At 70.1% G+C, this 15290-nt stretch carries 10 protein-coding genes; 9 read left to right on the top strand and 1 reads right to left on the bottom strand.

Features of this window, described 5'->3' with window-relative positions:
* Nucleotides 1-60 precede the first annotated feature (60 nt).
* The 7 genes from polA to DEJ11_RS10000 all read left to right on the top strand — a co-directional run bounded on the left by polA (nt 61) and on the right by DEJ11_RS10000 (nt 10613).
* Nucleotides 61-2703 (top strand): DNA polymerase I, encoded by a 2643-nt coding sequence (polA, locus tag DEJ11_RS10030; protein ID WP_258375312.1) that lies wholly within the window; start codon nt 61-63, stop codon nt 2701-2703.
* Nucleotides 2704-2753: 50 nt separating this feature from the next.
* Nucleotides 2754-4433 carry a DUF885 domain-containing protein gene (locus tag DEJ11_RS10025; protein ID WP_111103035.1) on the top strand — a complete coding sequence of 560 codons (1680 nt, stop codon included), beginning with the start codon at nt 2754-2756 and terminating at the stop codon, nt 4431-4433.
* A gap of 158 nt (nt 4434-4591) precedes the next feature.
* Nucleotides 4592-6067: a 30S ribosomal protein S1 gene (gene rpsA / locus DEJ11_RS10020; RefSeq protein ID WP_071403741.1), complete on the top strand. Its 1476-nt coding sequence runs from the start codon at nt 4592-4594 to the stop codon at nt 6065-6067.
* A 92-nt stretch (nt 6068-6159) separates the two neighbouring features.
* Nucleotides 6160-6762, top strand: a complete 603-nt coding sequence (gene coaE, locus DEJ11_RS10015) for a dephospho-CoA kinase (RefSeq protein ID WP_111103033.1) — start codon at nt 6160-6162, stop codon at nt 6760-6762.
* Entirely contained in the window at nt 6759-7802 is a 1044-nt protein-coding gene (locus DEJ11_RS10010; RefSeq protein ID WP_111100500.1) for a BPSS1187 family protein, read from the top strand. The genes coaE and DEJ11_RS10010 overlap by 4 nt, the downstream gene beginning before the upstream one ends.
* Before the next feature lie 22 nt (nt 7803-7824).
* Complete coding sequence (locus DEJ11_RS10005; protein ID WP_111103032.1) at nt 7825-9321, top strand: AMP-binding protein; 1497 nt, start codon at nt 7825-7827, stop codon at nt 9319-9321.
* A 47-nt stretch (nt 9322-9368) separates the two neighbouring features.
* Nucleotides 9369-10613, top strand: coding sequence for an acyltransferase (locus tag DEJ11_RS10000; RefSeq protein ID WP_181440787.1), 1245 nt, complete (start codon nt 9369-9371; stop codon nt 10611-10613).
* Between the two features lie 151 nt (nt 10614-10764).
* Here DEJ11_RS10000 and DEJ11_RS09995 read toward each other — a convergent pair whose 3' ends face one another.
* Nucleotides 10765-12093: an MFS transporter gene (locus tag DEJ11_RS09995; protein ID WP_111103030.1), complete on the bottom strand. Its 1329-nt coding sequence runs from the start codon at nt 12091-12093 to the stop codon at nt 10765-10767.
* Between the two features lie 170 nt (nt 12094-12263).
* On the opposite strand from DEJ11_RS09995, the gene uvrB reads away from it, so the two are divergent.
* Both uvrB and DEJ11_RS09985 read left to right on the top strand, forming a co-directional pair.
* Complete coding sequence (gene uvrB / locus DEJ11_RS09990) at nt 12264-14336, top strand: excinuclease ABC subunit UvrB (protein WP_071403981.1); 2073 nt, start codon at nt 12264-12266, stop codon at nt 14334-14336.
* A complete protein-coding gene (locus DEJ11_RS09985; RefSeq protein ID WP_111103028.1) occupies nt 14326-15243 on the top strand; it encodes an SDR family NAD(P)-dependent oxidoreductase in 918 nt (305 codons plus the stop codon). Before uvrB ends, DEJ11_RS09985 begins: the two co-directional genes overlap by 11 nt.
* Nucleotides 15244-15290 lie beyond the last annotated feature (47 nt).

Genomic DNA, 15290 nt, shown 5'->3' with positions numbered 1-15290 from the left:
TTCCGTGTCAGCGGGCGTCGGTAGGCTGTCCGGGTGTCGGACTCCGCAAAGCCTACCCTCATGGTCATCGACGGCCACTCGCTCGCCTTCCGGGCCTTCTACGCGCTGCCGGTCGACAGCTTCGTGAACCGCGAGGGGCAGCACACCAACGCGATCCACGGCTTCATCTCGATGCTGCTGATGCTCCTGCAGCGCGAGAAGCCCACCCACCTGGCGGTGGCGTTCGACATCTCCCGGTTCTCGTTCCGCACGCGTGAGTACGCCGAGTACAAGGGCACCCGCTCCGAGACCCCGGCCGAGTTCAAGGGCCAGATCCCGCTCCTGCAGCAGGCGCTCGAGGCGATGGGCATCACCACCGTCACGAAAGAGGACTACGAGGCCGACGACATCCTCGCGACCCTCTCCAAGCAGGGTGCCGACCAGGGCTTCAAGGTCTACGTGGTCTCCGGTGACCGCGACTCGATCCAACTCGTCAACGACGACGTCACGCTGCTCTACCCGTCCGTCCGCGGTGTCTCCGAACTCACCCGCTACGACCGCGACAAGGTCTACGAGCGCTACGGCATCGAGCCCCACCAGTACCCGGACATCGCCGCACTCGTCGGCGAGACCAGCGACAACCTGATCGGCATCGACAAGGTCGGCGAGAAGACCGCGGTCAAGTGGGTCACCCAGTACGGGTCGCTCGACGGCGTCCTCGAGCACGCCGACGAGATCAAGGGCGTCGTCGGCAACAACCTGCGCGAGCAGCAGGACCGGGCGATCCGGAACCGCCGGCTCAACCGCCTGGTCACCGACGTCGAGCTGCCCGTCGGTCCCGCCGACGTCGCACTCCGCCCGGTCGACGAGACCGCGGTGCGCGAGCTCTTCGCCAAGCTGCAGTTCCGCACGCTGCTCGACCGCGTCTTCAAGGTGGCCGGGTCGGGCGACCCCGCCGAGCCCGCGGCCGAGGGCACCGTCGATGACGGCGCGCCGACCCCGCCGCCCGTCAAGACGCTGATCGACGAAGAGCTCGGCTACTGGCTCGAGCGCCGCAACGCCACCGAGGCGGCGAACGGCTACGGCGTCGCGGTCGAGGTCATCGACGGACGCCTCAGCGCCATCGGCATCGCGACCCACGACGACGCCGTGCTGGTGCCGGGCGGCAGCGGCGCGAAGGACTACGAGCAGCTCTCGGCCTGGTTCGCCTCCGACGCCCCGAAGCACTTCCACGACGCCAAGGCCGCGATCAAGGCGCTCGGCACCGCCGGCTTCGTCGTGAACGGCATCGCCGGCGACGCACGGATCATGGGGTGGCTCGCGCAGCCCGGCAAGCAGGGACAGCCACTGTCCGACCTCGTCTACCAGGAGCTCGGCGAGGAACTGCCGACGGCCGACCCCAACCAGCTGGTCCCCGAGACCGACCCGGTCAACGTCGGGGTGCACGCGTGGTTCGTGCTCCGCGTCACCACGGCCCTGCGCGCCCGGATCGACGCGTCCTCGCTGCAGGTCCTCGACGACATCGAGCTGCCGCTCGTGTCGGTGCTGGCTGGCATGGAGACCATCGGCGTCGGCATCGACCGCCCGGTGCTCACCGGCCTGTCGAAGGAACTCGGGGAGCGCGCCGCCGAACTCGCGCAGCAGGCCTTCGCCGAGATCGGGCACGAGGTCAACCTCGGATCGCCGAAGCAGCTGCAGGAAGTCCTGTTCACCGAGCTCGCGATGCCGAAGACCCGCAAGACCAAGACCGGGTTCTCGACCGACGCCGCGAGCCTGGCCGACCTGCAGGAACAGCACCCGCACCCGTTCCTCGGGCTCCTGCTGCAGCACCGCGACGCCACGAAGCTCCGGCAGATCGTCGACACGCTCGACGCCGCCGTGGTCGACGGGCGCATCCACACCCGCTACGAGCAGACCGGTACGAGCACCGGCCGGGTCTCGTCGACCGACCCGAACCTGCAGAACATCCCGGTGAAGACGGCCGTCGGTCGCCGGATCCGGTCGGCGTTCGCGGTGGCCGAGCCGTACACGACGCTCGTCACCGCCGACTACTCGCAGATCGAGATGCGGATCATGGCGCACCTCTCCGGCGACCCGGGGCTCATCCAGGCCTTCAACGAGGGCGAGGACCTGCACCGCTTCGTCGGCGCCCGGGTGTTCGGAGTCGACCCGTCCGAGGTCTCCAACGAGATGCGCACCAAGGTCAAGGCGATGTCCTACGGCCTGGCCTACGGGCTGAGCGCCTTCGGTCTGTCGAAGCAGCTGCGCATCGAGCAGTCCGAGGCCCGCACCCTGATGACCGAGTACTTCGCCCGCTTCGGTGCGGTGCGCGACTACCTGCGCAACGTCGTCGAGCAGGCGCGCGAGGACGGCTACACCGAGACGATCTTCGGTCGCCGTCGCCCGTTCCCCGACCTGAAGAGCCCGAACCGGGTCCTGCGCGAGAACGCCGAACGCGCCGCGCTGAACGCCCCGATCCAGGGTTCGGCCGCCGACATCATCAAGATCGCGATGCTCGGGGTCGCCGACGACCTGCGCGACGGCGAGCTGCAGTCGCACCTGCTGCTCCAGGTGCACGACGAGCTCATCCTCGAGGTCGCGCCCGGGGAGCAGGAGCGTGTCGAGGAGATCCTCCGCACCCGGATGGGCAGCGCCGCCGAGCTGAGCGTCCCGCTCGACGTCTCGGTCGGTGTGGGGCCGAACTGGGAGAGCGCCGCCCACTGACCCGGGCGGCTCGGGATTCCTGCCGACCCGCGGGTCGGTAGGGTCGGGGCATGAGCGAAGAGCGTCCTGTCCGCCAGCCGTCCGCCGTCGACCGCGTCGCCGAGGACTGGGTCACCACCCTCGTCGACCTCGACCCGACGACCGCCACGTACATCGGCGTCCCGGGGCGCACGGGGGAGTACGGCGACACCTCGCCCGCCGGTGCCGCCGCGATGGCCGAGGCCGCGCGCGGTGCGAAGCGTGCGCTCGACGCCGCTCCCGCCGTCGACTCGGTGGACCAGGTGACGAAGGCCGACCTCGGCGCCGAGCTGGACCTGGTGCAGGAGTCGTACGAGCGCAAGCTGCACCTCCGCGACCTCAACGTCATCGCGAGCCCGGCGCAGTCGGTGCGGGAGATCATCGACCTGATGCCGACCGCGACCGAGGGCGACTGGCAGGACATCGCGAGTCGGCTGCAGGCGCTGCCGGATGCGCTCGAGGGCATCCGCGAGACCCTGCTCGAGGGCACGCGTGAAGGCGTCACCCCGGCGAAGCGCCAGGTCGCGCTCATCGCCGAGCAGGCGGCGCGCACCGGCGCCGACGGCGGGATGTTCCGTCAGCTGGCCGACTCCGCCGCGTTCGAGGGCGACGTCCCCGTGCCGGAGACGCTCCGAGCAGAACTGCACCGCGGTGCCGAGGTCGCCGCGGCGGCCTACCGCTCGTTCGGCCAGTTCCTGGAGCACGAGCTGCTGCCGCTTGCCACCCCCGTCGACGCCGTCGGTCGCGAAGCCTACGAGCTGCACTCGCGCCGGTTCCTCGGCGCCGTCGTCGACCTCGACGAGACGTACGAGTGGGGCCTCGAGGAACTCTCGCGCATGCGGGACGAGCAGGAGCGCATCGCCGACCGCATCGAGTCCGGTGCGAGCGTCGCCCGGGCGATCGAGGTGCTCGACACCGACCCGTCCCGGATCCTGCACGGCACCGAGGCACTGCAGCGGTGGATGCAGGAGACGAGTGACGCGTCGATCGCCGCGATGGCCGGGACCTACTTCGACATCCCGGACCCGATCCGTCGCCTCGAGTGCCGGATCGCCCCCACGCAGGAGGGCGGCATCTACTACAGCGGCCCCTCCGACGACTTCTCCCGTGCCGGCCGCATGTGGTGGTCCGTCCCCGAGGGCGTCACCGAGTTCGGCACCTGGCGCGAGAAGACGACGGTCTACCACGAGGGTGTCCCCGGACACCACCTGCAGATCAGCCAGGGCGTCTACAACCGCGGCGAACTGAACACGTGGCGACGGCAGCTGTCCGGGTCCTCCGGGCACGTCGAGGGCTGGGCGCTGTACGCCGAACGGCTGATGGAGCAGCTCGGGTTCCTCGACGACGACGGGGACCGCCTCGGCATGCTCGACGGGCAGCGCATGCGTGCGGCCCGCGTCGTGCTCGACATCGGCGTGCACCTGCAGAAGACGAACCCCGACGGCGGCGGCTGGACGTGGGAGTACGCGCTCGACTTCATGGGGCAGAACGTGAACATGGACCCCGCGTTCGTCCGGTTCGAGGTCGCCCGGTACTTCGGGTGGCCGGGGCAGGCCCCCTCGTACAAGGTGGGTCAGCGCGTCTGGGAGTCCATCCGCGACGAGGTCGCCGCCCGCGAGGGAGCCGACTTCGACCTGAAGGCGTTCCACCACCGTGCGCTCTCGCTCGGCAGCATCGGCCTCGACACCCTGCGGACCGCCCTGGTCGGGTGACGCGCCGTCGACACGCCCGGTTGTGGGGCCTCCGCCGGTGCGGTTAGACTTGTGCGGCGCAATCCGCGCCACTCAATCAATCGCCACGGCGGTGCACCACGGGGGCCGAGTCCCCGCACGCCATGGCCCGACTCATGTCCGTTCGGAGCAATCTCTACATGACAACCACTACGACCAAGGCTCCTAAGCAGGTCGCCATCAACGACATCGGTTCGGCTGATGACTTCCTGGCCGAGGTCGAGAAGACCCTGAAGTTCTTCAACGACGGTGATCTCATCTCCGGCACCGTCGTGAAGATCGACCGCGACGAGGTCCTCCTCGACGTCGGTTACAAGACCGAGGGCGTCATCCCCTCGCGCGAGCTCTCGATCAAGCACGACGTCGACCCCAACGAGGTCGTCGAGGTCGGCGACGAGGTCGAGGCCCTGGTTCTCCAGAAGGAGGACAAGGAAGGCCGCCTCATCCTGTCGAAGAAGCGCGCGCAGTACGAGCGTGCGTGGGGCGACGTCGAGAAGATCAAGGAGTCCGACGGCGTCGTGACCGGGACGGTCATCGAGGTCGTCAAGGGCGGTCTCATCGTCGACATCGGCCTCCGTGGCTTCCTCCCCGCCTCGCTCATCGAGCTCCGTCGTGTCCGCGACCTGACGCCGTACCTCGGCCAGGAGATCGAGGCCAAGATCCTCGAGCTCGACAAGAACCGCAACAACGTGGTCCTGTCGCGCCGTGCACTCCTCGAGCAGACGCAGTCCGAGTCCCGGACGACGTTCCTCAACAACCTCCACAAGGGCCAGGTCCGCAAGGGCATCGTGTCCTCGATCGTCAACTTCGGTGCGTTCGTGGACCTCGGCGGCGTCGACGGTCTCGTCCACGTCTCCGAGCTCAGCTGGAAGCACATCGAGCACGCCAGCGAGGTCGTCGAGGTCGGTCAGGAAGTCACTGTCGAGATCCTCGAGGTCGACCTGGACCGCGAGCGCGTGTCGCTCTCGCTCAAGGCGACGCAGGAGGACCCGTGGCAGGTCTTCGCCCGCACCCACGCGATCGGTCAGATCGCACCGGGCAAGGTCACGAAGCTCGTCCCGTTCGGTGCCTTCGTCCGCGTTGCCGACGGCATCGAGGGCCTCGTGCACATCTCGGAGCTCTCGAACAAGCACGTCGAGCTCGCCGAGCAGGTCGTCTCGGTCAACGACGAGGTCTTCGTCAAGATCATCGACATCGACCTCGACCGTCGCCGCATCTCGCTCAGCCTCAAGCAGGCGAACGAGGGCGTCGACCCGGAGAGCGACGAGTTCGACCCGGCGCTCTACGGCATGCCGACCGAGTACGACGACAAGGGTGACTACAAGTACCCCGAGGGCTTCGACCCGGAGACCAACGAGTGGCTCGAGGGCTACGACACGCAGCGCACCGAGTGGGAGGGCCAGTACGCGGCCGCCCAGGGTCGTTGGGAAGCCCACAAGGCGCAGGTCGCGAAGACCATCGCCGACGAGGCGCAGGGTGGCTTCGACCTCCCGGCCACGGCTTCCTCGTCGTCGTCGACCTCGTCGTTCGCCGGCGAGACGGGTGGCGCGAGCCCCCTGGCCGACGACGCGTCGCTCGCTGCACTCCGCGAGAAGCTCAGCTCGACCAACAACTGATCGAGCGGATCGTCCCGACCGGAAGCCCGGCACCCCTGACAGGGTGCCGGGCTTCCGGCGTTTCCGGGCATCGGGGTCGTTACCCTGTTGCCGTGCACATCATCGGACTCACGGGCGGCATCGCCGCGGGCAAGTCGACCGTCTCCCGGCGCTGGGCCGAGCACGGGGCCGTCGTCGTCGACGCTGACCGACTGGCTCGGGACGCCGTGGCACCGGGCAGCCCGGGCCTGGCGCAGGTCGCCGAGCGGTTCGGTCCGTCGGTGATCGCCGCCGACGGTTCGCTCGACCGGCCGGCGCTCGGGTCGATCGTGTTCGCGGACCCCGCGGCGCGGAAGGACCTCGAAGCCATCACGCACCCCGAGGTCTGGCGGCTCGCGCAGCAGGCGTTCGACGCCGCCGAGGCCACCGACCCCGACGCCGTGGTGGTCTACGACGTACCGTTGCTCGCCGAGGCCCGCGGCTCGCGTCCGCTCCGGTTCGACGCCGTCGTGGTGGTCGACGCCCCCGCGGTGCAGCGCATCGAACGGCTCGTCGAGCACCGCGGCATGCCCCGTGACGAGGCCGAGCGCCGCGTCGCCGCCCAGGCGAGCGATGCCGACCGTCTTGCCCTCGCCGACCACGTCGTGGACGCCACCGGGACGCTCGAGCAGACGATCCGCTCCGCTGACGAGGTGTGGGCGCGGATCACTCCATGAGCCACCGCCTGCTGCTGGTCCTCGCCGCGATCGTCCTCGTGGCGATCGGGGGCGCGTCGCTCGTCGCCGCGAACGTCCTCGGTGCCCAGCGAGTGGCGGACAACGGCCGCGTCGCGGTGCACGAACGGCCGTCGGGTGACGAACACGGGCCAGAGGGGGAGTTCCACCGGTTCCGGCTCGGAACGGTGAACGGTGAGCGGCTCACCCCGAACCGCGACGACTTCGCCGCACGCACCTCGGCTGACGGTCCGCTCCTGCTGTTCCTGCCGGCGACCCGATCCCGTCCCGCGGAGTACCAGCGGTTCCTCGGAGCCGCCCTTGCTGACGGCTACCACGTGCTCGGCCTCGACTACTGGAACCTGGGCCGCACCCTGTCCGGCACGTGTGAGGCCGACGCACGCTGCTACGGCATGGTGCAGCGGAACCGCTTCGACGGCACGCGGCCCTCGGCGTTCAGTGCGGTCAGTCCGGCCGGGTCGATCGTCTCGCGCTTCCGGGACGCCGTCGCGTACCTCGACGACCACGACCCCGACGGCGGTTGGGGGCGGTTCGTCCAGGGCGACGACCGCATCGTCTGGAACGACATCGTCGTGGCCGGGCACTCGCAGGGCGGCGGAGAGGCGGCGTACATCGCCCACATCCGCAGTGTCCACGGCGCGCTGATGTTCTCGTCACCCGTCGAGTCCCGCGGGCCGGCACACGCAGCGTGGATGGACCGCCCGGGCCGGACACCGGTGGACCGGATGTACGCCATCGACGACGTCCGTGACACGTTCGGCCCCCGCATCACCGGTTCGTGGGACGTGCTCGGGCTGAGCGGTGTGTCCGGGCCGTTCGAGACGGACACCGCACCGCCACTCGCCGGAGCGGACCCGCACGCGATCCTCACCGACCTCGGCGGCGAGGGCAAGGCGCACTCCCTGATCATCAAGGACTCGACGCCGCTCACCCGTGACGGCGTCCCCCGGATGCTCCCACTGTGGCAGTGGATGCTGCACCGGTTCTCCACAGATCCCGCTGTTCCCTCCGACCGCTCATAGCGTCGCGCAATAGCCTTCCTGCGTGCAGCCCGTTCGTGATGAACCCGACCTGCGCTCGCTCATCCGGGCCCGTGCGGCCGACGGGGGCGTGCGCCACTTCCTCGAGGACGCCCGCTCGGAGCGCGTCCTCACCTACCGCGCGCTCGACGACGCGGTGACCGCCTGGTCGCGGACCTTCGACGCGATCGGCATCGCCCCGTCGGGTGCCGTCCTGGTCGACGTGGGTGACCCGCTCGCGTTCGCGGTCGTGCACCTGAGCGCCGTCGCCTCCGGTCGCCGCGCGATCCCCGTCGACACCGGCCAGCCGGCCACCGAGCCCGGCCGTCTCGCCGACCTCATCGGCGGAGCGTCCATCGTCGTGTCGGACCGCGCGGTGGACGCGACCGTCCCCGGGGCACCGGCGAGCAGGATCGACCCGGCCACGTTCCTCCCGACCGCCGTCCGTGACGGCGACCTGCCCGCCCACAGCCCGCACGAGCCGGGCCAGGGGTCCGTCGTGCTGTTCACCTCCGGGTCGACCGGCACGCCGAAGGGCGTCGAGCTGCCCGAGACGCAGCTGCTGTTCGTCGCCCGGGCCGTCGCGCAGCACAACCGGCTCGTGCCGGACGACCGCGGGTTCAACTCCTTGCCGCTGTTCCACGTCAACGCCGAGGTGGTCGGACTGCTTGCGACGCTCGTCGCCGGCGGGACCCTCGTGCTCGACCGGCGCTTCCGGCGTACCGGGTTCTGGGACCTGCTCGCGGAACGACGGATCACCTGGCTGAACGCCGTCCCGGCCGTCCTGGCCGTACTGGCGAAGACCGGGCCGCTCGAGTTCCCGCCGGGCCTGCGGTTCGTGCGCAGCGCGTCGGCGCCGCTGCCGGATCCGGTGCGCGCCGCCCTCGGTGACGTGCCGCTCGTCGTGAGCTGGGGCATGACCGAAGGCGCCTCGCAGATCACGGCGACGCCGCTCGACGAACCGGCCCGGCCCGGTACCGTCGGGGTGCCGGTCGGCTCCGAGGTGCAGGTCCGCGGCGAGGACGGCTCGGTGCTGCCCGCCGGCGAGATCGGTGCGCTGTGGGTGCGGGGCGAGGGGATCGTCCGGGGCTACCTGGGTGGCCGCGCGTCCGAGCGGTTCGACGCCGAAGGCTGGCTCCACACCGGTGACGTCGGGTCCGTCAGCACCGACGGCTGGGTGTCCCTGGCCGGACGCTCCGACGACGTCATCAACCGCGGTGGCGAGAAGGTCTACCCGTCCGAGGTCGAGGACGTCCTGCTCGGCGACCCCCGCGTGCTCGAGGCGGTCGTCGTCGGCCGCCCCGACGACGTGCTCGGTGCCGTCCCGATCGCCTACGTGATCCCGCAGCCCGACGAACCCGTCGACCACGCAGCCCTCGTGGCCGATCTCGTTGCCCGGGCCGAGGCACACCTGACCCGGTTCCGCCGACCGGTCGAGGTCATCGTCGTGCCCGACCTGCCGCGCGCACCCACCGGCAAGGTGCAGCGCGCGAAGGTCCGGACCATGGCCCGACCATCGTGAACGGACCATCACGCGTGTCCCCGGCATCGACCGGCGACGAGCCGGGGGTGCAGACGCCGACACGCACGGCCGAGGGCAAGCCCCGGCACCTGTACGAGGTCGACGTGCTCCGCATCCTCACGTTCGCGTGCGTGATCGGGGTGCACACCACGAGCCACACCGCTGCCACCGACGACGTCGGGCTGAACGCGCTGCTCGCCCTGCTGCACTTCACCCGGCTGGTCTTCTTCTCGCTGACCGCGTTCGTGCTCGTGTACAGCTACACCTTGCGCCCGAGGCCGATGGCGCAGTTCTGGCCGAAGCGGTTCCTGCTCGTGGGCGTGCCGTACCTGGCGTGGTCGTTCGTCTACGTCGCGGCGGCGTGGCTGCTGAGTCCCACCCGCCGTGGCGACGTCCCCGACCTGGTGCGCACCGCGGCCGAGGGCATCGTCACCGGTACCTCGTGGTACCACCTGTACTTCCTGCTCGTGACGATGCAGGTGTACCTGCTCCTGCCGGTGATCGTCTGGCTGGTGCGCCGGACCCGCGGGCACCACGTGACCGTGCTGGTCGTGGCGTTCCTGGTCCAGCTGGTGGTGTTCGCCGGGTACAAGTACTTCCCGGCGAGCGACGCGTGGATGCAGGGGTACCAGAAGCAGTTCTTCTTCTCGTACGTCTTCTTCATCGTCTCGGGGGCGATCGCCGCCGACCACGCGGACGCGTTCCTGCGGTTCATCCGGGTCCACCGCCGTTCGGTCCTGTGGGCGTTCGCCGGCGTCGGTGGGCTCACCCTCGGTGTGTGGGCGCTGCAGGTCGGCCTCGGGCAGTCCCTCTACGCCGCGGGGACGCCGCTGCAGCCGGTCCAGGTGGTCTGGAGCACCGCGGTGTTCGTCGGGTTCCTGGCGATCGGCGCGGCCTGGGCGGATCGACGGCGCCCCGGGAGCCGGACCGCCCGGTTCGTCGACTACGCCTCCGATCGCTCGTTCGGCATCTTCCTGAGCCACCCGTTCGTCATCTGGATCCTGCTCTCCGGCGACAGCTGGCTCGAGGCCGTCGTGCCACGGCCGTGGCTCACCCTCGTCACCTACGTGCTCGTGCTGGTGCTGTCCGTCGCGGTGACCGAGCTGTTCCGGTGGACGCCCCTCAGCGTGCCGTTGACCGGGCGGCCGTCGTTGTCCTCGCGAGCGTCACGAGCGGCGCGGGCGCGTCGGTCCGCCGGCGCGGGGGTGCCGCAGCGGTCGCCGGAGCCGGTGGAGCCGGACGACGCCCTCGTCGGCGAGACCGACGACGTCGGGCGGCGCGCCGCGCGCTGAGCGCTCGCCCGCACGCTCGCACCAGCCGTGCGGGGCGGTGGACACGTGGCGCGACGGCCGGGAGGCACGTGGCGGGCCCGACCCGCGCCTCCCGGCCGTCGCGTGCGGACCACCAGGGCCGGTGCACGGTCCGCGCACCGGCTGCCGGCCGTCAGGCCGAGCGCTGCTCGGCCTTCGGGGTGCCGATCTCGAGCACGCCGTCGGTGGAGGTCAGCCGCTGGGGCTTCATGAACCACGCGACGACGGCCGCGGCTCCGAGCAGGACGCAGGAGAGCGCGAAGGGCACCTGCCAGCCGGAGGCGTCGATGAGCAGACCGAACACGATGGGCGAGACGACACCGGCGATGCCGAACCCGGTGTTCATGAAGCCCGAGGCCGTGCCGGACCACTGCGGCGCCACGTCCATCGGGATCGCCCAGAGGTTGGCGTTGCAGAGCTCGAGGAAGAAGAACGACAGGGCCAGCGAGATCGTCGCGACGAGCAGGCCCTGCCCGATCACGAGCGGGATGAGGCAGAGGAGCGAGCCGCCGAGCCCGATCACCAGGATGGTCCGGCGGGCGTTCCGGGTGTTCCCGCCGCGGTGGATGATGCGGTCGCTGAGCATCCCGCCGACCGTGTCCCCGACGACACCGGCCAGCAGGATGAGGGTGGTGAACAGGGCGAAGTCGCCGATCTCCAGGCCGTAGGTGGAGCTGAGGAACGTCGGGAGCCACGTGAGGAACACCCAGAGGGTCCAGCCGTACCCGAAGTCGACGAAGGTGACCGGCAGGATCTGCTTCGCCATCTGCCGCCACGGCACCGGGGGACGGGTCGCGCGGGTCTCGACCGGCGGGAGCTCGGCGAGCTCGACCTGCGTGATGCCCTTCGCGGACTCGGGCCTGTCGCGGAACCAGACGAACCAGACGACGGCCCACGCCAGGGACAGCACCGCAGTGGCGAAGAACGCCCAGCGCCAGCTGCCCGTCGCCCCGATCACCCACGCGACGATGAGCGGGGCCAGCGCGTTGCCGAGCCGTGCCGCGGAGTGCACCACGCCCTGGGCGAAGCCGTTCCGGTCGCGGGGGATCCACCGGCTCATCGCCTGCGTGGCGGTCGGGAACGCGGCGGCCTCGCTCAGCCCGAGCAGGGCCCGTGCGGCGAAGAGGGTCCAGAAGCCGACCGCGAACCCGGTCCAGAGCGTCGCGACGCCCCAGATCACCGTGATGACGAAGAGCGCCCGGCGCGGGCCGAACTTCTCGCTGATCGTGCCGCCGAACACCTGCAGCAGGGCGTACGGCAACGAGAACGCGGAGACGATGAGGCCGGCGGTCGCCTCGTTGAACCCGAACTCCTCGGTGATGTGCGGCAGCGCCGTCGAGATGTTCGTCCGGTCGATGTACGAGATCGCGTACATGCAGCAGAGCAGGACGAGCACACGCCCGCGGATGCGTCCGCGGAACGGGGTGCCCTTGATCGGTGCGGCCGGGTTCGCCGTGGTCATGAGGCCTCTTCGGGGGAGTGGGAAGGAGTCGGGTGACTGAACGGATCGGACGGTATGCCCGTTGACCATCAGTCGACTTGGAGCCTGCTTGCAGCGGACAGTACGCCGAGGGCGAGCAGGGGCCCTCGGTGTCAGGGGTGCCGACTACCGTTGTCCCCATGGGTGTTGCGATCGAACCGACCCGAGCGGTGCGTCCGTTCGAGGTCATCAGCGAGTACTCGCCGAGTGGCGACCAGCCCGCGGCCATCGCGGAACTCGCCGGGCGGATCAACGCCGGTGAGACCGACGTCGTGCTGCTGGGTGCGACCGGTACCGGCAAGTCGGCGACGACCGCGTGGCTCATCGAGCAGGTGCAGCGGCCGACGCTCGTGCTCGCGCACAACAAGACCCTCGCGGCCCAGCTCGCCAACGAGTTCCGCAGCCTGATGCCGAACAACGCGGTCGAGTACTTCGTCTCGTACTACGACTACTACCAGCCCGAGGCGTACGTCCCGCAGACGGACACCTTCATCGAGAAGGACTCCTCCGTCAACGCCGAGGTCGAACGACTCCGGCACTCCACGACGAACTCACTGCTCAGCCGTCGCGACACCGTGGTGGTGTCCACCGTCTCCTGCATCTACGGTCTCGGCACCCCCGAGCAGTACATGAACGCATCGGTCGCGCTCCACGTGGGCCAGACGATCTCCCGCGACCAGCTCGTCCGCAAGTTCGTCGCCATGCAGTACCAGCGCAACGACGTCGACTTCGCCCGGGGCACGTTCCGGGTGCGCGGCGACACCATCGAGATCATCCCGATGTACGAAGAGCACGCGATCCGCATCGAGATGTTCGGTGACGAGATCGAAGCGCTCTCCTCGCTGCACCCGCTCACCGGCAACGTCATCGACGACCTGCCCGCCGTGTCGATCTTCCCGGCCTCGCACTACGTCGCGGACACCGACGTGATGCACCGCGCGATCGCCTCCATCAAGGAAGAACTCGCGGAACGGCTCGCCGAGCTCGAGGGCCAGGGCAAGCTGCTCGAGGCCCAGCGCCTCCGGATGCGCACCACGTTCGACATCGAGATGATGGAGCAGATCGGGTTCTGCTCGGGCATCGAGAACTACTCGCGGCACATGGACGGCCGTGGTCCGGGCGAGGCCCCGCACTGCCTCATCGACTACTTCCCCGACGACTTCCTGATCGTCATCGACGAGTCGCACGTCACCGTGCCGCAGATCGGCGCGATGTACGAGGGTGACGCCTCGCGCAAGCGCACCCTCGTCGAGCACGGGTTCCGCCTGCCGAGCGCGATGGACAACCGCCCGCTGAAGTGGGAGGAGTTCCTCGAGCGCGTCGGGCAGAAGGTCTACCTGTCGGCCACCCCGGGGCGCTACGAGCTCGGGGTCACCGACAGCGTGGTCGAGCAGATCATCCGCCCGACCGGCCTGATCGACCCCGAGATCGTGGTCAAGCCGAGCGACGGCCAGATCGACGACCTGCTCGAGGAGATCAAGCAGCGGGTCGAGAAGGACGAACGCGTCCTCGTCACCACGCTGACCAAGCGCATGGCGGAAGAACTGACCGACTTCCTCGGGAACGCCGGTGTCCGCGTCCGCTACCTGCACTCCGACGTCGACACCCTGAAGCGCGTCGAGCTGCTGACCGAGCTGCGGCAGGGCGTCTACGACGTGCTCGTCGGCATCAACCTGCTGCGCGAGGGCCTCGACCTGCCCGAGGTGTCGCTCGTCGCGATCCTCGACGCCGACAAGGAAGGCTTCCTCCGCTCGTCGACGTCGCTCATCCAGACGATCGGTCGTGCTGCCCGCAACGTGTCGGGCCAGGTGCTCATGTACGCCGACAAGATGACCGACTCGATGAAGACCGCGATCGAGGAGACCGATCGCCGTCGTGAGAAGCAGGTCGCCTACAACCTGGAGCGCGGCATCGACCCCCAGCCGCTGCGCAAGAAGATCGCGGACATCACCGAGGTCCTGCAGCGCGAGAACGACGACACGAAGGCGCTCCTGCAGGGTCGCCCCGGCACCGACGGCCGTCGGTCGCCCACGCCGAACCTCAAGCGCGGCGGCATCGCGGGCGAGGGTGCGACGCAGCTCGGTGCCACCATCGCCGACCTGAACGACCAGATGCTGCAGGCGGCGGCGGAGCTGAAGTTCGAGCTCGCGGCGCGACTGCGCGACGAGGTGCAGGACCTGAAGAAGGCCCTGCGCCAGATGGAGTCGGCCGGACATGTCAGCTGACGGCGCCCGCACGGTCGTCGTCACCGGTGCGAGCGCCGGGCTCGGGTACCACGCCGCCGAGCAGCTCGCCACGGCGGGGCACCGTGTGGTGCTGGCGACGCGCGACCGCGGCCGGGCGGACGCCGCCGAGCGCAGCATCCGTCGGCACGTCGACGGGGCCTCGCTCGCCCACGTCCACCTCGACCTCGCCGACCTCGACTCGGTCAGTGCCGCTGCCGACGAACTCGCCGCGCTGGAACCCGACGGCGTCGACGCGGTCGTGAACAACGCCGGGGTCGTCGGGGCGTCGACGCGGGGGTGCACGGCACAGGGCACCGAACTGCAGATCGGTACGAACCACCTCGGGCACTTCGCGTGGACCGCTCTGGTCCTGCCCCTGCTCGAACGACGAGCCGGCCGGGTCGTGCACCTCGGGTCGATCGCCCATCGATTCGCCCAGCTCGACGCGACCGATCCGCTCGGCGTCGGTCGGTACTCGAGCCACCGCCAGTACGCCAGGAGCAAGCTCGCCGTGATGCTGTTCGGCTTCGAGCTCGCCCAACGACTGGCCGACTCGGGCTCATCCGTGTCGAGCGTCGTCGCGCACCCCGGCCTGTCGCTCGACCGCCTGTCGCCGGGCCGTCCCGACGTCAGCCCGACCAGAGCCGAACCCGAGTGGATCCGCCCGGCGCAGCGCATCGTCGCCCAGGGCAAGGACGTCGGCGCCCAGCCGCTCGTGCACGCGGTCGTCGGTGCGGACGTGCGCTCGGGGGAGTACTGGGGCCCGGCGGGCTGGATGCAGCTCCGGGGCCCGGCCACGGTGGTCGCGGCCGAACCTCGGGCGCAGGACCGCACCGTCGCAGCGCAGCTCTGGGCGGCGAGCGAGCGTGCATCCGGCGTCGCGTTCGCTCTCGACGCACTCGTCTGACCCTCCATCCCGGCCGAATGTCGGTGCCGCTTCGTAGAATCGACGAC

The sequence above is a fragment of the Curtobacterium sp. MCLR17_058 genome, assembly GCF_003234705.2.
GTDB classification, from domain to species: Bacteria; Actinomycetota; Actinomycetes; order Actinomycetales; family Microbacteriaceae; genus Curtobacterium; species Curtobacterium flaccumfaciens.
This window is presented reverse-complemented; position numbering and strand designations above follow the sequence as displayed.